Origin of the sequence: Streptomyces musisoli, assembly GCF_016741855.1 — a bacterium.
GTDB lineage: Bacteria > Actinomycetota > Actinomycetes > Streptomycetales > Streptomycetaceae > Streptomyces > Streptomyces musisoli.
Map to the genome: position 1 here is coordinate 304,385 of NZ_JAERRH010000003.1, position 14,140 is coordinate 318,524.

12 protein-coding genes are annotated in these 14,140 nt (G+C 71.9%); 7 read left to right on the forward strand and 5 right to left on the reverse strand.

What is annotated here, in order from left to right:
- Positions 1–117 precede the first annotated feature (117 nt).
- Entirely contained in the window at positions 118–1,962 is a 1,845-nt protein-coding gene (locus JK361_RS09575; RefSeq protein ID WP_372448699.1) for a sulfatase-like hydrolase/transferase, read from the forward strand.
- Between the two features lie 156 nt (positions 1,963–2,118).
- Here JK361_RS09575 and dusB read toward each other — a convergent pair whose 3' ends face one another.
- On the reverse strand, positions 2,119–3,252 hold the full coding sequence (dusB, locus tag JK361_RS09580; protein ID WP_201816047.1) for a tRNA dihydrouridine synthase DusB: 1,134 nt from the start codon (positions 3,250–3,252) through the stop codon (positions 2,119–2,121).
- A gap of 188 nt (positions 3,253–3,440) precedes the next feature.
- Here dusB and JK361_RS09585 point away from each other — a divergent pair, with 188 nt between their 5' ends.
- Positions 3,441–4,892, forward strand: a complete 1,452-nt coding sequence (locus JK361_RS09585) for an MFS transporter (RefSeq protein ID WP_201815287.1) — start codon at positions 3,441–3,443, stop codon at positions 4,890–4,892.
- A 26-nt stretch (positions 4,893–4,918) separates the two neighbouring features.
- Here JK361_RS09585 and JK361_RS09590 read toward each other — a convergent pair whose 3' ends face one another.
- Positions 4,919–5,800, reverse strand: a complete 882-nt coding sequence (locus JK361_RS09590; RefSeq protein WP_201815288.1) for a helix-turn-helix transcriptional regulator — start codon at positions 5,798–5,800, stop codon at positions 4,919–4,921.
- Between the two features lie 318 nt (positions 5,801–6,118).
- On the opposite strand from JK361_RS09590, the gene JK361_RS09595 reads away from it, so the two are divergent.
- Both JK361_RS09595 and JK361_RS09600 read left to right on the forward strand, forming a co-directional pair.
- A complete protein-coding gene (locus JK361_RS09595; RefSeq protein ID WP_201815289.1) occupies positions 6,119–7,546 on the forward strand; it encodes an MFS transporter in 1,428 nt (475 codons plus the stop codon).
- A 195-nt stretch (positions 7,547–7,741) separates the two neighbouring features.
- Positions 7,742–8,221: a hypothetical protein gene (locus JK361_RS09600; RefSeq protein WP_201815290.1), complete on the forward strand. Its 480-nt coding sequence runs from the start codon at positions 7,742–7,744 to the stop codon at positions 8,219–8,221.
- Here JK361_RS09600 and JK361_RS09605 read toward each other — a convergent pair.
- Entirely contained in the window at positions 8,202–8,801 is a 600-nt protein-coding gene (locus JK361_RS09605) for a TetR/AcrR family transcriptional regulator (protein WP_201815291.1), read from the reverse strand. The genes JK361_RS09600 and JK361_RS09605 overlap by 20 nt on opposite strands.
- Positions 8,802–8,826: 25 nt before the next feature.
- Positions 8,827–9,837, reverse strand: coding sequence for an aldo/keto reductase (locus tag JK361_RS09610; RefSeq protein ID WP_201815292.1), 1,011 nt, complete (start codon positions 9,835–9,837; stop codon positions 8,827–8,829).
- Between the two features lie 178 nt (positions 9,838–10,015).
- Between JK361_RS09610 and JK361_RS09615 the strand changes: the two genes are divergently transcribed.
- The 3 genes from JK361_RS09615 to JK361_RS41165 all read left to right on the forward strand — a co-directional run bounded on the left by JK361_RS09615 (position 10,016) and on the right by JK361_RS41165 (position 12,253).
- Positions 10,016–11,068, forward strand: a complete 1,053-nt coding sequence (locus JK361_RS09615; protein WP_201815293.1) for a chitinase — start codon at positions 10,016–10,018, stop codon at positions 11,066–11,068.
- 167 nt (positions 11,069–11,235) lie between these two features.
- Positions 11,236–11,826: an RNA polymerase sigma factor gene (locus tag JK361_RS09620; RefSeq protein WP_372448706.1), complete on the forward strand. Its 591-nt coding sequence runs from the start codon at positions 11,236–11,238 to the stop codon at positions 11,824–11,826.
- Positions 11,813–12,253: a hypothetical protein gene (locus JK361_RS41165; RefSeq protein ID WP_236052714.1), complete on the forward strand. Its 441-nt coding sequence runs from the start codon at positions 11,813–11,815 to the stop codon at positions 12,251–12,253. Before JK361_RS09620 ends, JK361_RS41165 begins: the two co-directional genes overlap by 14 nt.
- Positions 12,254–12,613: 360 nt before the next feature.
- On the opposite strand, the gene JK361_RS09630 is transcribed toward JK361_RS41165, so the two are convergent.
- Entirely contained in the window at positions 12,614–13,996 is a 1,383-nt protein-coding gene (locus JK361_RS09630; protein WP_201815295.1) for a glycine--tRNA ligase, read from the reverse strand.
- Positions 13,997–14,140: the final 144 nt, after the last annotated feature.

A 14,140-nucleotide genomic window follows, 5' to 3' on the forward strand; every position in this document is an offset into this window, starting at 1 on the left:
TCCGAGGAGGCCGCCGCCTCCACGCCCGGGCCCGTGGAGGCCACCTCCCTCGCACCCACGGCCGCACCCGCGCCCGCGGAGGCACCCCCGTCCGAGGGGGCCGCCACCGTGACACCCGTGCCCGCACCTGGGGAGGCCGCCGCCACCACGGCCGCACCCGGGTCCGCGGAGGACACCGCACCCGCACCCGGGTCGGTCGCCGTCGCCTCCGCAGCCGCCTCCGCACCGGAGGACACTCCCGGCGCCCTGCCCGGATCCCGTTCCTCCCGGCGCCCCTGGGTGCTGTGGTCCGCGTGGAGTCGGCGCTGGCGGGAGCGGCATCCTCGCGCCGCCCAGGCCCTGTCCGTCACGCTCACCGTGCTCGCCGCCGCGCTCGTCGTCGCCGCGCTCGTGATGCCCGACTCCCTGGCCCGGCTGGAGTTCTCCGCGTTCGTGCGGATACCCGCGGAGGCGGTTGTCGGGGCGGCCGTGCTGATCGCGCTGCCGCACCGGCCGCGGGTGGCGGTGGCGGCGGTGTCCGGGATCCTGCTCGGGGCCATGACCGTGCTGAACGCACTCGACATGGGCTTCAACGAATACCTCGGCCGCAAGTTCGACGTCATCCTCGACTGGAGCCTGTTCGGCGACGCGGAGTCGTATCTGGAGGACTCCCTCGGCCGCACCACCACGCTGGCCGCCGTGGCCGGGCTGATCGCCCTGGTCCTGCTGGTCTTCGTGGTGCTGGCGCTGTCGGTGGTCCGGCTGGGCAACCTCCTCGCCCGGCACCCCGGCACCGCGACCCGGGGCACCCTGGTCGCCGGGGTCGTCTGGATCACCTGCTCCTCCCTCGGCCTCCAGGTGGCGGGCGCGCCCCTCGCCTCCGACCGCACCGCGACCGCGCTCCAGGACCGGGCCCACCGGATCTCGAACACCCTGCGGGACGAGGCGGAGTTCCGGAAGGTGGCCCGGGTCGACGCCTTCGGGAACACCCCGGGCAGCCAGCTGGTGCCGGATCTGCGCGGCAAGGACATGATCTTCACGTTCATCGAGAGCTACGGCCGCAGCGCGATCGAGGACCCGATCATGGCTCCGGGGGTGGACAGCACCCTGGACGCACGCACCGAGGCCCTGGCCAAGGCCGGTTTCCACGCCAAGAGCGGCTGGCTGACGTCGGCGACCTACGGCGGCAGCAGCTGGCTCGGCCACTCCACCACCATGTCGGGCCTGTGGGTCAGCAACCAGCAGCGCTACCGCACCGTCATGGCGAGCGATCACATGAGCCTGACGGACGCGTTCAAGAGGACCGGCGCGTTCGACACGGTGGGTGTCATGCCGGGCGTGCAGAAGGGGTGGCCGGAGCAGAAGTGGTACGGCCTCGACAAGGTCTACAACGCCTTCCAGCTCGGCTACCAGGGACCGAAGTTCAGCTGGTCCACCATGCCCGACCAGTACACGCTCCAGCAGTACCAGGAGCGGGTGCACAGCAAGCGGCCGGCCGCGGGGAAGTCGCGGATGTCGCTGCTCATCCTGACCTCCAGCCACCAGCCGTGGGCGCCCATCCCGAAGATGGTCGGCTGGGACCAGCTCGGTGACGGCTCGATCTTCAAGGGCATCGAGGCGGCGGGCAACAAGTCGGCCGACGTCATCGCCGACAGCACCAAGTCACGCGAGGAGTACGGCAAGTCGATCCAGTACTCGGTGACCGCGCTGACCGAGTGGCTGGAGCGCTACGGGACCAAGGACACCGTGCTGGTCTTCCTGGGCGACCACCAGCCGATCGCCCGGGTCAGCGGCGACCACGCGAGCCGGGACGTGCCGGTGGCGGTCGTCGCCAAGGATCCCAAGGTGCTGGACAAGATCGCCGACTGGGGCTGGACGGACGGCCTGCGCCCCGCGCACGACGCACCGGTGTGGAAGATGAGCGCCTTCCGCGACCACTTCCTGACGGCCTACGGCTCAACCCCCCACCCGAAGCGCAACTGACCCACCCGAACGGGCCCCGGACAACCCCGGGGCCCGGGACGAAGCCCCGCGACGGCACCCACCCGGCCAACCGAGCCGGGCGGGCGGGCGAGACCGGGGCCCGGGGCGAAGCCCCGCGACGGCACCCACCCGGCCAACCGAGCCAGCAGACCCGGCTCATCCCCCCGACGTGTCCAGCTCCGCATCCTCACTCACACCCGCGCAGTCGTACGGATCCTTCAGCCACCCGTCCGGCAGCACCACCCGGTTGTTGCCGGACGTACGCCCACGCGGCCCCTCCGCCCCGGCCGGCCACGCCTGGTCCAGGTCCAGCTCGTCCAGCCCGGCCCGCAGCTCCTCCAGGGACGACGTGATCGCGAGCCGCTTGCGCATCTCGGAGCCGACCGCGAAGCCCTTCAGGTACCAGGCGACGTGCTTGCGGAAGTCGACGACGCCCTTGGACTCGTCACCGATCCACTCCCCGAGCAGGGCGGCGTGCCGGACCATGATGCCGGCCACCTCCCGCAGCGTCGGCCGGGCCACGCCGTCGAGCCGCCCCTCGAACGCCGCGACCAGGTCGGAGAACAGCCACGGCCGCCCCAGGCACCCGCGCCCCACGACGACCCCGTCGCAGCCGGTCTCGCGCACCATCCGCAGCGCGTCCTCGGCGGACCAGATGTCGCCGTTGCCGAGCACGGGGATCTCCGGCACGTGCTCCTTCAGCCGGGCGATGGCGTCCCAGTCGGCGGTGCCGCCGTAGTGCTGGGCGGCGGTACGGCCGTGCAGCGCGATCGCCGTGACACCCTCCTCCACGGCGATGCGGCCGGCGTCGAGGTAGGTGATGTGGTCGTCGTCGATGCCCTTGCGCATCTTCATGGTCACCGGCAGGTCCCCGGCACCGGAGACGGCCTCGCGCAGGATCGCCCGCAGCAGGTTCCGCTTGTACGGCAGCGCGGACCCGCCGCCCTTGCGCGTCACCTTCGGGACCGGGCAGCCGAAGTTGAGGTCGATGTGGTCGGCCAGGTCCTCTTCCGCGATCATGCGGACGGCCTTGCCGACGGTCGCCGGGTCGACGCCGTACAGCTGGATCGACCGCGGCCGCTCGCTCGCGTCGAACTTGATCAGCTGCATGGTCTTCTCGTTGCGCTCGACCAGCGCCCGGGTCGTGATCATCTCGCTGACGAACAGGCCCTTGCCCCCGCTGAACTCCCTGCACAGGGTGCGGAAGGGCGCGTTGGTGATGCCCGCCATGGGTGCGAGCACGACGGGCGGCGTCACGGCGTGCGGGCCGATGGAGAGCGGGTGGGTCATCGTCAGGGCTCCGGGGCGGATGGACGGCACAGGGACAGGAGGCAAGGACCCATTGTCCCTCACCCGGCCGGCGGCTCGTCCGACGGTTCCGCCAGCCGCTCCAGCCGCTCCTCGCGCCCCTCTCCCGCAAAGATCGTGTATCGCTCATTAGTTAGCCGCACTATTGAAATCGGCGTACGATGGGACGCATGCCAGAGTTGAGCCATCGCCGACGCATGCTCGTGCTCGGGATCTGCTGCATGAGCCTGCTGATCGTGAGCCTCGACAACACCGCGCTGAACGTGGCGCTGCCGTCCATGCAGCGCGACCTGCACGCCACCACCTCCGGCCTCCAGTGGACGATCGACGCCTACACGCTCGTCCTGGCCTCGCTGCTGATGCTCGCGGGGTCCACCGCCGACCGGATCGGACGCAAACGCGTCTTCATGGCGGGCCTGGTGATCTTCAGCCTCGGCTCCCTGCTGTGCTCCCTCGCCCCCAGCCTGGAACTGCTGATCGTGTTCCGCATGGTCCAGGCGGTGGGCGGCTCGATGCTCAACCCGGTCGCCATGTCGATCATCACCAACACCTTCACCGACGCCCGGGAGCGCGCCCGCGCGATCGGCGTGTGGGGCGCGGTGGTGGGCATCTCCATGGCGGCCGGCCCGCTGGTCGGCGGGCTGCTGGTGCAGTCGGTGAGCTGGCGCTCGATCTTCTGGGTCAACCTCCCGGTCGGCCTCACCGCCCTCCTGCTCACCCTCCGCTTCGTCCCCGAGTCCCGCGCGCCCAAGGCGCGCCGCCCCGACCCGGTCGGCCAGCTGCTGGTGATCGCCCTGTTCGGCTCGCTGACGTACGCGATCATCGAGGCGCCGGCGTCGGGCGCGGGCCCGGTGGTGCCGTTCGCCGCGGTCGCCGTGGCCACCCTGCTGGCGCTGCTGTGGTACGAGCCCCGGCGCGCGGAACCCCTCATCGACCTGCGCTTCTTCCGCTCGGCCCCGTTCAGCGGAGCCACCGTGATCGCGGTCAGTGCCTTCGCGGCCCTGGGCGGCTTCCTGTTCCTGTCCACCCTGTACCTGCAGAACGTGCGCGGCCTCGACGCCCTGCACGCGGGCCTGTGGATGCTGCCGATGGCCGCGCCCACGTTCCTGTGCGCCCCGCTGTCCGGCCGTCTGGTCGGCAGCCGCGGCCCCCGCCTCCCCCTGCTGATCGCCGGTACGGCGATGACCGCGAGCGGTGTCCTGTTCGCCGCGTTCGAGGCGGAGACGACGAACGCCACCCTCGTCGCCGGCTACGCCCTCTTCGGCATCGGCTTCGGCTTCGTGAACGCGCCGATCACCAACACGGCCGTGTCCGGCATGCCCCGCGCCCAGGCCGGCGTCGCCGCGGCCGTCGCCTCCACCAGCCGGCAGCTGGGCCAGACGCTCGGCGTCGCGGTGGTCGGCGCGGTCCTGGCCTCGGGCATCGGCTCGTCCCCCTACCGGCAGCTGTTCGTCCCGGCGGCCCGCCCCGGCTGGTGGATCCTCACCGGCTGCGGCCTGGCCGTCCTGGTGCTGGGCCTGCTGACCAGCGGCCCCTGGGCGCGCCGCACCGCCGAGCGGACGGCCCGGACGCTGGAGCCCGCGACGGCACGCCAGGCCGTAGGGGTCTCGGAGCGGGCGTAGGCCCCGCCGGCGCGGTCGGCCGCGGATCAGCGCTCCGGCACCCCGCACGCGATCCGGTGCAGCCGCTCCAGCCGCTCCCGCGTCTCGTCGTTCTTCGGGGTGTACGTCACCATCCGGGCGCCCAGCTGGGGGCCCAGCCACAGGTCGGTGTGGACCAGGGTGAGGTGGCCGACGTGGCGGTTGAGGAACTCCTTGGTCTTGGAGCGGGTGCCCACCACCTCGTACCGCTGCCAGTTCTCGCGGAACTCCGGGATCTCCTCCAGCCGCCCGAGGAGCAGTTTCCAGGCCGGCTCGCCGAGGTGGCCGGCCAGGGCGGCGCGCAGCCGGGCGGCCATCAGGCGCCGGGTCTCGTCCAGGTGGACGATGGCCGCCTGCCAGTCCTTGTCGGTGTGGACGAGGAGCATGCAGTTGCGGTCCTCGGGCGGGAGCGCGTCCAGGTCGCCCAGGAGGCGGCCGTAGGTGCGGTTGTAGGCGAGGATGTCGTACCGGCTGTTCTGGATGCAGGCCGGGACCGGCTCCAGCCGGGTCAGCATCTCGCGCAGGGCGGGCGTGACGCTCGGGCAGGTCGCGGCCGGACTCGGATCGGTCGCGCCGGCCAGCTGGAACAGGTGGGCCCGCTCGCTGGCGTCCAGCCGCAGGGCCCGGGCCAGGGCGTCCAGGACCTGTACGGAGACCTGGATGTCACGGGCCTGTTCGAGCCAGGTGTACCAGGTGACGCCGACCGCGGAGAGCTGGGCGACCTCCTCCCGGCGCAGTCCGGGCGTACGCCGGCGGGCACCGCGCGGCAGCCCCACCTGCTCCGGCGTGATGCGTTCGCGCCGGCTGCGCAGAAACGCGGCCAGCTCGTGCCGGCGGATCTCCGCGCCCTGGGCCGGCTGCGGCGAGGTCTCCTGGGCCGTGGTCGTCATACGCCCAGGGTGCCGCGCCGGCCAGGCTGTTGCCAGGTGTTTCCGGTACCAGGACAAGGATGCCCCACCACCAGGCTGTGAGCCCGCGAGGGGAAGGAATCGGACGTTCCGGGGCGAGATGCAGCCGGACGGGAACGCCGGAGCCGGGAAGACCGCCCTACCGGCACGGCCGGACGTCCCGGCCGGCCCGGGACACGGCGGCCCCCGGCGGAGGACCGCTGCCCGCCACCCAGGTGCCGGACCCTGTTGCCGGGTAGTTCTTCTACCAGGAGAAGAACACTCTGGTACCAGGCTGAGCACTGCCGCAGGCTCGGGGGCATGAGTGAAACCGTCACCGTCCCCGCCGTCCGGACGACGGCCGCACCGCCCGCGCTCGGCGGGCCCGGGCTGTTCACCGTCCTGCTCGCCGCGGCGCTGCCGCTGGTCGACTTCTTCATCGTCAACGTGGCCCTGCCGGCCATCGGCACCGACCTCGCCGCGGGCGAGGCCGTGCTGGAGCTGGTCGTCGCCGGGTACGGGCTCGCGTACGCCGTGCTGCTCGTGCTCGGCGGGCGGCTCGGCGACCTGTTCGGCCGGCGGCGGATGTTCCTCGGCGGGATGGCCGCCTTCGGACTCACCTCGCTGGCCTGCGGACTCGCGCCCGGCGCCTGGAGCCTGGTCGCGGCCCGGGTCGCACAGGGCGCCGCGGCCGCCGCGATGCTGCCGCAGGTCCTCGCCACCATCCAGGCCGCCACGAGCGGCACGCGCCGGGCGAAGGCCATGAGCCTGTACGGCGCCACGGCCGGGCTGGCCATGGTGGCCGGGCAGATCCTCGGCGGGGTGCTGGTCGCCGCCGATGTCGCCGGGACCGGATGGCGGGCGATCTTCCTCGTCAACGTGCCGGTGGTGGTGCTGGGGCTCGTGCTCGCCGTGCGGTTCGTGCCGGAGACGCGGTCGCAGCGCCCGGAGCCCGTCGACGGGCCGGGCACGGCGCTGCTCGCGCTGTCCCTGCTGACGCTGCTCGCGCCGCTCACCGAGGGCCGGGCGGCCGGCTGGCCGCTGTGGACCTGGCTGTCGCTGGCCGCGTTCCCGTTCGCCGTGGCCGCGTTCTGGACGGTGGAGCGGCGGGCGGACCGGGCGGGGCGGACCCCGCTGGTGCCGCCGAGCCTGTTCCGGGTGCCGTCCATGCGGCACGGCCTGGAGCTGATCGTGCCGTTCTCCATCGGGTTCAGCGGGTTCATGTTCGTGATAGCGCTGGCGCTCCAGCAGGGCGCCCGGCTCGGCCCGGTGCCGGCCGGACTCGCGCTCGCGCCGATGGCCGTGGTGTTCCTGTTCGTCTCGCTCGTCGGTCCCCGGCTGATCACCCGCTACGGCACCCGGGTGGTCACCGCCGGATCCGTCCTCCAGGGCGTGGGCGTGCTGCTGATCGTGCTGGCCGTCTGGCGGGACTGGCCGCACCTGGGCTTCGGCCCGCTGCTGCCGGGCGCGGCCGTGGCCGGTGCCGGTCAGGCGCTGCAACTGCCCAACGTGATGCGGATCGTGATGTCCGAGGTACCGCCCGCGCGCGCCGGCGTCGGCAGCGGGGTGATGATCACGACCCAGCAGTCGGCGCTGGCCCTGGGCGTGGCCACGCTGGGCACCCTGTTCCTGACCCTCGTGCCGCACCTGGGCATGCGGGACGCGCTGGTCGGCACGCTGCTGGTGCAGCTGGTCGGGATCGTGCTGACCGGCCTGCTGAGCCTGCGGCTGCCCCGGACGGTCGGCTGATCCCGCCCCCGCGCCCCGACCGGCTCGGCGCGCGGGAGCCGGGCCGCGGCCCCGGGTGACGCACAGAACCACCGGCACCCCCGCCGACCTGCGGTTTCGATGGCGGTTGCGCGGTGTTCCGGCCCGTCCCGAGTGGCCGCCCGGCCGGACCCGGTCCAGCCTGGGAAAGGTTCATCGAGCGACGGGAGACGAAACATGACCTCCGTACTCCGCCATCGATACGGCCGTGCGATCGGCTCCGGCACCCTCTGCGTGGCGCTGCTGTCCGGCGGGACGGCCGGTGCCTTCGCCGCGAGCCCGAGCCCGAGCCCGTCGGGCAACGGGAGCGCCAGCCCCACCGGCACCGAGAGCCCGAGCCCCAAGGGCACCGCGAGCCCGAGCCCCACGGGCAAGACCTCGATCACCGCCACCCCCGGCAAGTCCTCGGTGAAGGCCGGTTCCATGGTGACGTTCACCGGGCGCACCAAGGGCCTGAAGGTCGGCAGCCCGCTGGTGCTCCAGCACGAGAAGAACGGCAAGTGGACGGCCCTGAAGGCGACCGCCAAGGTCAAGACGGGCAACTCCTACGCCCTCGTGGCCAAGCTGAACGACAAGGGCACCCAGCACCTGCGGGTCGCGAGCGCGACCAAGGAGGGGAAGGTCCACTCGCCCACCGTCACCGTGACGGTGAACTGAGCCCCCGCACCAGCAGGTCCACCACGGCCGTGAACTCCTCGTCGATGCCCGGGGCGGTCCACTCCCTGGCGTAGCAGGGGTCGTGGAAGCGGCCGGTGGCCTGGAAGACGGCCCGGGCCGCGGCGGCCGGGTCGGGCACCGAGAAGTCGCCCGACCCGGCCCCCGCCGTGATGATCCGGGTGAGCTGGCCGGTCAGATCGGCTATGTGCTCGAAGACCACGCCCCCGAGTTCGTCGGTGAGCACGGTGTAGGTGGCGAACAGCTCCGGGTCGTCGCCCGCCTTGTGCCGCTTGGCGGCGAAGAGGGCGGCGAGCCAGTCGCGCAGCCGCTGCCGCGGGTCGCGGTCCTCGGCGTCGACGATCCCGGCGAGCCTCAGCGAGGTCCGGTCCAGCCAGCGCTTGGTGACCGCCTCGCGCAGCGCCGCCTTGGTGCGGAAGTGCCGGTAGACGCTGCCGTGGCTGACGCCGAGCGCGCGGGCCACGTCGACCACGGTGGCCTTGGCCGGGCCGTGCCGGCGCAGCACCTCCTCGGTGGCTTCGAGGATGCGCTCGGCGGTCAGGGTCTCGCTGGTCGGTGGCATGACTAGACGGTACCCGGCACCGGGATCAGCGCTCGCTGTCCAGGTGTGCCATCTGCATCGCCGGATAGCGGTCGCCGGCCGCCGCGTCCGCCGGGACCGCCTCCTCGATCGCCGTCAGGTCGGCCTCGTCCAGGGTGACGTCCAGGGCGCCCAGCGACTCGTCCAGCCGCTCGCGGGTGCGGGCGCCGACCAGCGGCACGATGTCCTCGCCGCGGGAGAGCACCCAGGCGATGGCGATCCGGGCGACGGTGACGCCCTTCCGCTCGGCGATCTTGCGCAGGGCCTCGACCAGGTTCAGGTTGTGCTGGAGGTTCTCACCCTGGAAGCGGGGCGAGTGGGCGCGGAAGTCGGTGGGGGCCAGCTGCCGGTCGCGGGCGAAGTGGCCGGAGATCAGGCCGCGGGAGAGCACGCCGTAGGCGGTGATGCCGATGCCCAGCTCGCGGGTGACCGGAAGGATCTCCCGTTCGATGCCCCGCGAGATCAGCGAGTACTCGATCTGGAGGTCGGCGACCGGGGCGGTGGCGGCGGCCCGCCGGATGGTCTCGGCGCCGACCTCGCTCAGGCCGACGTGCCGGACGTGTCCCTTCTCGATCAGCTCGGAGATCGCGCCGACGGTCTCCTCGATCGGCACGTCCGGGTCGAGCCGCGCGATCCGGTAGACGTCGATGTGGTCGACGCCGAGGCGCTGGAGCGAGTAGGCGGCGAAGTTCCTGACGGCGGCGGGCCGGCCGTCAAAGCCGCTCCAGTTGCCGTCCGGGTCACGCAGGGCGCCGAACTTGACGCTGGTCAGGGCCTTTTCACGGAGGGCGGCGGGCGCGGTGCGCAGGGCCTCGCCGATGAGCATCTCGTTGTGGCCCATCGCGTAGAAGTCGCCGGTGTCCAGCAGCGTCACGCCCGCGTCCAGGGCGGCGTGGATCGTCGCGACGGACTCCGCGCGGTCGGCGTCGCCGTACAGCGCGGACATGCCCATGCAGCCGAGGCCGAGGGCGGAGACACGGGGGCCGGTGGTTCCGAGGGTTCGGGTTCGCATCGTCATGCCCTCAGCCTGACATGACAGCTGACAGATTTCAATATCTGTCATTCCATCTTCGCCACTCCCGCTTCAGAACTGGTCCAGACCTATTGACGAAAGGTCTGGACCAGAGCACTGTGCATGGGAGCACCGAGATCTGTCATGCCTACGACACCTCGCCGATCCCCCACCGGGAGGCCCGATGCTCCGCCGCACCCTGCGCCTGCTCACCGCCGCCCTGACCACCGCCGTCCTCGCCCCGCTCGCGATCGCCGCCGCGCCCGCCGCCTCCGCCGCCGACACCTGCGCGGTGAAATCACGGCCCGCGGGCAAGGTGCTCCAGGGCTACTGGGAGAACTGGGACGGCTCCGCCAACGGCGTCCACCCGCCCTTCGGCTGGACCCCGATCACCGACGCACGCATCCCCGCCCACGGCTACAACGTGCTCAACGCCGCCTTCCCGGTGATCCGCTCCGACGGCACGGCCCTGTGGGAGGACGGCATGGACGCCGGCGTGAAGGTGGCCACGCCCGCCGAGATGTGCGCGGCCAAGGCGTCCGGCCAGACGATCCTGCTCTCCATCGGGGGCGCGGCGGCCGGCATCGACCTGTCGTCCTCGTCCGTCGCCGACCGGTTCGTGGCGACGATCGTCCCGATCCTGAAGAAGTACAACTTCGACGGCATCGACATCGACATCGAGACGGGCCTGGTCGGCAGCGGGGACATCAGCCGGCCGTCCACGTCCCAGGCCAACCTGATCCGCATCATCGACGGGATCCTCGCGCAGATGCCGTCGAACTTCGGGCTGACGATGGCCCCCGAGACGGCCTACGTGACCGGCGGCAGCATCACCTACGGCTCGATCTGGGGCGCCTACCTGCCGATCGTCAAGAAGTACGCGGACAACGGCCGCCTGTGGTGGCTGAACATGCAGTACTACAACGGCAGCATGTACGGCTGCTCCGGCGACTCCTACTCGGCCGGCACCGTGCAGGGCTTCACCGCGCAGACCGACTGCCTGAACAAGGGCCTGGTGGTCCAGGGCACGACGGTCAGGGTGCCGTACGACAAGCAGGTCCCCGGTCTGCCCGCCCAGCCCGGCGCGGGCGGCGGCTACATGTCCCCGTCCCTCGTCTCCCAGGCGTGGCGGCACTACGGCACCTCGCTCAAGGGCCTGATGACCTGGTCCGTCAACTGGGACGGCGCGAAGAACTGGACCTTCGGCGACAACGTCAGGGCGCTCCAGGGACGCTGATCCGCCGGACGGCGAATCCTTTCGGGCGGCCCGTGCCTCTTATGCCTGTACCGACAGCCGTCGGTACGGGCACAGGAGGTTGTCGTGATCCTTGGTATCGGTATCGCCGTCGGCGTGGTGCTGCTGTGCACCTGCGTGCTCGCGGTCAAGCGGAGGGCGAGGTGAGCGTGACCGGCCCGGCCTGGCCCGGCGAGCAGCTGATCGTCGCCGCGCAGCGCGGTGACGTGGATTCGATCGCCGCGCTGGTGTCGGGCTCCCACCCGAACGTGCGGCGTTTCGCCCACGCCCTGTGCGCGACGCCGGAGGACGCCGAGGACGCGGCGCAGGAGGCCCTGATCATCCTGTACCGCAAGATCGGGATGCTGCGGGCCTCCGGGGCGCTGGCGTCGTGGATGTTCCGGATCGTCCGCAACGAGTGCCTGCGGCGCGCACGGACGACGACGCGGACCCGGGCGGCACTGCCGGAGGCCGCCGTGGACGGCGCCGTCGACTCGGCCGAGGACGAGGTGCTGCGCCGCCTGGAGGCCGCCAGGGTGGCGGCGGCGGTCGCGGCCCTGCCGCCGGACCAGCGCATGGTGCTGGTCATGCGGGATCTGCAGGGCCACAGCGGGCGGGCGGTCGCCCATGCGCTGGGTCTCAGTACGCCGGCGATGAAGTCCCGCCTGCACCGCGCTCGCACGGCGGTCCGGCAAGCACTGAGCGCGTCGTCCGCCCCGGCCCCCAAGGAGAGCGACGGAGGAGAAGATGGCCGCCAGTAGGACCGAGGCCCCCGAAACGACGACCGACGGGAAGGGCGCGGACCTCGGAGCGACGACCGACGGGAAGACCGCGGACCCCCGAGCGACGGCCGACACTAGGACCGAGGCCCCCGAAACGACGGCCGGCGGGAAGGGCGCGGGCCTCGGAGCGACGGCCGGCGGGAAGGCTGTGGGCCGCGACTTCGCGAGCGCATCCCTGCCCCGGCATCTGGCGCGCGGGGCGCTGGGGTTCGGGGCGCTGGCCGCCTCGGTCGCCTGTGTTCCGGCGGTCGGTCCGATCAGTCTGGCGCTCCTGCCGGCCGGCCTGCTCGCGTTGCGCGGATGCCCGATGTGCTGGGCGATCGGACTGCTCCAGACCGTCTCCAGGGGCCGCCTCCAGCGCACCTGCACGGACGACCACTGCGAACTGACCGTACGCCGCCCCTGAACACCACCACCGGCCACCCCGGGCGGCAGGCGGAGCCCCGAACCCCACGCACCGCCCGACGGACCCGAGCGGCAGGCCCCCACCTTGGCCGACCCGAGCGGCAGCCCGCACCAGAACGCCCACCCACCACCCCACGGACCCGAGCGGCAGGCCCCCACCCCGGCCGACCCGAGCGGCAGCCCGCACCAGAACGCCCACTCCCCAGCCGACCGAGTCGGGCAGTCCGCCCGCCCGGTCGACCCCGGCGGCGCGGGCGCCAAAACGCCCACCCACCAGCCGACCGAGTCGGGTGGTGGGTGGGCGGAGGTGCAAGGGGGCCCGGGGGCGGGGCCCCCGGGGGCCGCCGGTGCCGGCCGGGCGTCAGCAGCCGATGAGGCGCTGGGCCAGGTAGCCCTCGATCTGGTCGAGAGACACCCGCTCCTGCTTCATCGAGTCACGCTCACGCACGGTCACGGCATTGTCCTCGAGCGTGTCGAAGTCGACGGTCACACAGAACGGCGTACCGATCTCGTCCTGGCGACGGTAGCGGCGCCCGATGGCACCGGCGTCGTCGAACTCGATGTTCCAGTTCTGCCGCAGCGCCTGCGCGAGCCCCTTCGCCTTCGGGGACAGCTCCGGGTTCCGGGACAGCGGCAGCACCGCCACCTTCACCGGGGCCAGACGGTGGTCGAGCCGCAGCACGGTCCGCTTCTCCATCTTGCCCTTGGCGTTCGGCGCCTCGTCCTCGACGTACGCGTCGAGCAGGAAGGCCAGCATCGTGCGGCCGACACCCGCCGCCGGCTCGATGACGTACGGCGTCCAGCGCTCGCCGGCCTCCTGGTCGAAGTAGGAGAGGTCCTGGCCGGATGCCTTGGCGTGGGCGCCGAGGTCGTAGTCGGTGCGGTTGGCGACACCCTCCAGCTCGCCCCACTCGCTGCCGCCGAACTGGAAGCGGTACTCGATGTCGGCGGTGCGCTTGGAGTAGTGGGAGAGCTTCTCCTTCGGGTGCTCGTACCAGCGCATGTTCTCCTCACGGAGACCCAGGCCCCGGTACCAGTTCCAGCGCTGCTCCATCCAGTATTCCTGCCACTGCTCGTCCTCGCCCGGCTTGACGAAGAACTCCATCTCCATCTGCTCGAACTCGCGGGTGCGGAAGATGAAGTTGCCCGGCGTGATCTCGTTGCGGAACGACTTGCCCATCTGGGCGATGCCGAACGGCGGCTTGCGGCGCGAGGTGGTCTGCACCTGGGCGAAGTTGGTGAAGATGCCCTGGGCGGTCTCCGGGCGCAGGTAGGCGACGGAGCCGGAGTCCTGGGTCGGGCCGAGGTGGGTGGAGAGCAGACCGGAGAACTGCTTGGGCTCGGTGAACTGGCCCTTGTTGCCGCAGTTCGGGCAGTTGATGTCCGCCAGGCCGTTCGCCGGGGCGTGGCCCTTCTTCTCCTCGTACGCCTCTTCAAGGTGGTCGGCACGGAAGCGCTTGTGACACGAGGTGCACTCGGTCAGCGGGTCCGTGAAGGTGGCGACGTGGCCGGAGGCGACCCAGACCTCCGAAGCCAGGATGACGGACGAGTCGATACCGACGACGTCCTCGCGCGACGTCACCATGTAGCGCCACCACTGGCGCTTGATGTTCTCCTTGAGCTCGACACCCAGGGGTCCGTAGTCCCAGGCGGCACGCTGTCCGCCGTAGATCTCACTGCACGGGAAAACGAAGCCACGGCGCTTGCTCAGGCTGACGATGGTGTCGATCTTGTCGGCGGCCACGGTGCTCTCTTCATTACGACGACGGGCGTTGAAGCGAGATGCTTCCAGCGAATGATTCAGGTTACCGGCGCAGGCTCCCCCACGACCAAATCGGCCCCTGCCCAGACCACCTGATGAGCGTTGTTGACAACGGTTTCCATGTTT

What these genes read in the sequence shown, in the direction of transcription:
- JK361_RS09590 (WP_201815288.1), bottom strand. Translation starts at nt 5,800, where the DNA reads ATGACGACCACGGCCCAGGAGACCTCGCCGCAGCCGGCCCAGGGCGCG.
- JK361_RS09610 (WP_201815292.1), bottom strand. Translation starts at nt 9,837, where the DNA reads ATGACGATGCGAACCCGAACCCTCGGAACCACCGGCCCCCGTGTCTCC.
- JK361_RS41165 (WP_236052714.1), top strand. Translation starts at nt 11,813, where the DNA reads ATGGCCGCCAGTAGGACCGAGGCCCCCGAAACGACGACCGACGGGAAG.
- JK361_RS09585 (WP_201815287.1), top strand. Translation starts at nt 3,441, where the DNA reads ATGCCAGAGTTGAGCCATCGCCGACGCATGCTCGTGCTCGGGATCTGC.
- JK361_RS09615 (WP_201815293.1), top strand. Translation starts at nt 10,016, where the DNA reads ATGCTCCGCCGCACCCTGCGCCTGCTCACCGCCGCCCTGACCACCGCC.
- JK361_RS09605 (WP_201815291.1), bottom strand. Translation starts at nt 8,801, where the DNA reads ATGCCACCGACCAGCGAGACCCTGACCGCCGAGCGCATCCTCGAAGCC.
- JK361_RS09595 (WP_201815289.1), top strand. Translation starts at nt 6,119, where the DNA reads ATGAGTGAAACCGTCACCGTCCCCGCCGTCCGGACGACGGCCGCACCG.
- JK361_RS09600 (WP_201815290.1), top strand. Translation starts at nt 7,742, where the DNA reads ATGACCTCCGTACTCCGCCATCGATACGGCCGTGCGATCGGCTCCGGC.
- dusB (WP_201816047.1), bottom strand. Translation starts at nt 3,252, where the DNA reads ATGACCCACCCGCTCTCCATCGGCCCGCACGCCGTGACGCCGCCCGTC.